Source organism: Vibrio sp. V43_P6S15P86 (assembly GCF_009904725.1).
GTDB classification, from domain to species: Bacteria; Pseudomonadota; Gammaproteobacteria; order Enterobacterales; family Vibrionaceae; genus Vibrio; species Vibrio diabolicus.
The window spans coordinates 1-3,473 of the sequence record NZ_WXWT01000457.1 but is presented as its reverse complement, the minus strand read 5'-3'; the positions used below and the strand labels follow the sequence as shown (position 1 = coordinate 3,473).

Sequence of the window (3,473 nt, the reverse complement as noted above, 5' to 3'; positions counted from 1 at the left end):
CTAATAGATAACAAATACAGCCATCAATCTAGCAACGTTTTGCTCGGTTGGTTTTCACAAGTCAGCTTCCTTGCAAGCAGCATAAATAACAACATTAATAATGGACAATGTAACGTCGACAAGACTAATGACCACAAACCGCTAAACGATACGATATTAGCCGAGTACAAATAGAGTTGATCAACAAGCAACAATGCCAGCGTCACAAAGATCATCTGCCGAGTATCTAAATGTGCTTTCGATTCTTTAAATGTCATGACCAACGCTGATGCAGTGATTAAAATTGCTAACCAGCGACCAAACACAGGTAATGGCCAGATGACGGAGATGACCGCTGTTGTCGCAGTCATAATGAACCAGACGCCTTTTGAGCTTAGAACTTGATCAACGTTCACATCTTGATTTGTCTCCAGTCGAAGAACATGCCAAGCCACCAAGCTGCCTAACAGCGCGCCAAACAACATATCTAAAATAAAGGCACTGCCGAGGAAAAACTTACCTAACACCACAGTAAGAGTGATGAACACGAAGACTGCCGTTGTTCCATTCAAACCAAAATACTGGGTTCTATGAAACAAGAACGTCAGCACACAAAACCACACAGCGATAGGCAAGCTAGGAAAACTAAAGCCAAAGCTGTGCGTTAACTCCATCATTGGTATATAGACATGTGGGCGCGGTAGCGAAAAGCCTTGTTGAGCGACAAGCACCATAAGCGACGTTGCACTAATTGCGAAAAAGAGTCGGTACACAAACCGGCTACCAAAGCGCATCATGGCAAAAGGAAATAGAAAGAGTAGTACCGTTGGTTCTGTCAGATCTATAACGAGTTTCGAGATCTGATTCGCTACCTCGTAACTCGTTTCTGACAACGCCCCTACCCAGCTTTGTAAGTCTTTCATCCACCTCAATTCAATCTGACGAAATGAAGGCGCGGATTCGATCAACTGAGTCACATAAGATGCGGACTGCTGAGTAGCTTGTTCAAAAAACTGAATGGCTTGTGGCCATTGAGCGGGATAGCGGTACAAAAATGATGGCAGCTCGGATGGACCAAGTAACATTGCAGATGCGATTTCTACTCCGTAGTGAGGAGCAAACCAAATAGGTAACTCATTCCCACCTAAGGAATTGTTCATCGAAAAAGCAATAATCTCTGAATCTGATATGCAATCGTAATAAACCGCGGTGTTAGTTCTGCCAAGTTCCTCCCCAACCGTGACCACTAAACCCGTTTCTTCCCACGTTTCTCTTTGCGCAGCAACTTTGGGGGATTCTCCATCAATAATTGTCCCACCAGGTAGAGAAATCTTATCCGTCAATATTTCATGAACTAGCACTAACTTGTCGTCAGCACGAACAACGCAGAGCGCCCCTTTTACTTCGCTCGCGGCAGCTTTAGCCGTAGAGATTGGTGAAACAGGTAACAAAATAAAACAAAGGATGAGTAATAACAGCTGTCTCAACACAAAATATGACCTTAAGTAAACATTATGATAACCAATGAATAATGGCAGTTAATCTTATCTTTTTCGATAAAAATTAAGTAACGAGTTATGCCAAACAACGTTGATCGAATAAAGCATGATCTTGAAGCTCATTGGAGAGTAATTTAATGCAAACCTGACAAAAATCAGACAAAACATGAAATGTTGATCGCAATTCTGCCAGTTATATGAAGGTAGCGTCAGGATAAAGTCATACACATTTTATGGGTTCTCAAAGTTGGAACAATAAAAAAGGGCTTATTATTCGAAAACAATAAACCCTGCTTATGATAACTATGCGCTGCTCGTTGAAACCAAGAATGAATTCTACCTCAAGTCACCAACGAATCAGCTTTTGAATGCTTGATGGTTAGTTAGACTTGCAATGTGCGTCGCGAACTTCTTGCCAAACACCCCAAGGTCCAGAGTCTGCTGGGTTATCGCCTTGAGTCCACCACTGCGCCTGCCACACTTTGCCATTCCAAGTAACGTTATCCCCTTTGAGATACACCGTACTCGCTTGCCATTCTGCTGCGCAGTTATCTGTTGGAGGCGTTGTCACTGTTTTCGCTTGAGCCGACACTAGCGCCTGATATTGTGTGCTGGTCTTATCAACGTTGAAGTTCAAAGTCACTCTTGCTTCTCCCGCCTGAGCTGCTCCAAATTCGACATCGACACGACAACTTGCATTCATTGCTAACGTCGCCTGAGAACACTGATCATTAGCAATAACGGCAGCATCAGCAACGCCAGAAGCAAGCGCGCGAACGTTTTCTACAGTGAACGTCGTGTTACCTGAATTTTTGATAACAAAACTATGTTGCTGCAACTCGCCAACATTAAATGATGCCAATGTCTGTTCGGTGGTATACCCAACAGAAACATTCTCTTTCGGAGGTGTAGTCGTGCCAATGACACCATTAACAAAATTACGCATGGCGGCGATATCGCTATAAACACCATACATACCCAGACGAGCACAACCTATCCCCCAACTGACCACACCAAGTTGAGTAATTACGCCACCACGATTAATAACGATTGGGCCACCGCTATCTCCCTGACAGGAATCTATCCCACCTTGAGGAATTCCCGCACAGAATGACACTTCTCCAACGGTTGTGTAATTGCCACCGGCTTGACGACAAGTCGTGTCTGACACGAGTGGAACGTCAACCTCTTGCAACCGAGATGGAGAGCTTCCTCCTTCAGAGGTTCTCCCTAAACCTGCGACTGTAAGCCAATCTCCGATGCTGGCGTATTGCGTTAGACTGCCATCGGCAATTTCAACCGCAGCAACACCTTGAGGTACAGAGTCTAACTTTAAGACTGCGAGATCGTGAGAAAGCGTTGCTCGGCGATATGCCGGGTGCATGTGGATTTCACTCACGTTAGATCGAACACCGTCAGTGCCATTGTAAACGACGCCACCGATTTTAACCGCAATCTGATTCGGTGAATCACCCTCGACACAGTGGGCCGCAGTCAGGACATAGCCATTCCCAATATAGCTGGCACCACAATATGATCGGTTACCATAACGGCTAACAATTTGGGTATAGAATCTCCACTCACTAGGATCAGCAGTGATGCCGCCTACGATCTGGGGTTGTATAGTGTGATTTTGTGTCTGTGACAAATCATCAGCACTTGCGAACATTGGCAAAACAGCCAACGCAAGTAACGATTTTGTTAGTTTCAAAATATTGCCCTCTTGTTTTTGTAAGCACGATCCTCGTGCTACTAATAAACAAGCAGACAAAAACGCCAATACCAATGTGGGCGCATATTAATTTACTAACATTGCGAGCAACTTATAGAGAAAAGTCTATTGACGAACTGAATGATTTCAATTCGCTAGAATGTGTATCACAATATTAAAATTAAGCATAGTCATTAGCTCAACGGCTTTCTTAGATAGTGAATATGGTGTGCAAACCCTTGTTTTTCATACAAAGAGACTGCACTCTGGTTAAAGTGCCATAC

General features: G+C 44.0%; 2 protein-coding genes and 1 pseudogene. All 3 read right to left on the bottom strand.

Annotation, left to right across the window (positions count from 1 at the left end; genetic code table 11):
* Positions 1–23 precede the first annotated feature (23 nt).
* A complete protein-coding gene (locus CAG69_RS20365) occupies positions 24–1,469 on the bottom strand; it encodes an NUDIX domain-containing protein (RefSeq protein ID WP_161445922.1) in 1,446 nt (481 codons plus the stop codon).
* A 388-nt stretch (positions 1,470–1,857) separates the two neighbouring features.
* Entirely contained in the window at positions 1,858–3,189 is a 1,332-nt protein-coding gene (locus CAG69_RS20360; protein WP_161445920.1) for a trypsin-like serine protease, read from the bottom strand.
* A gap of 194 nt (positions 3,190–3,383) precedes the next feature.
* A pseudogene (locus CAG69_RS22625) lies at positions 3,384–3,473 on the bottom strand (GNAT family N-acetyltransferase); the annotation flags it as partial.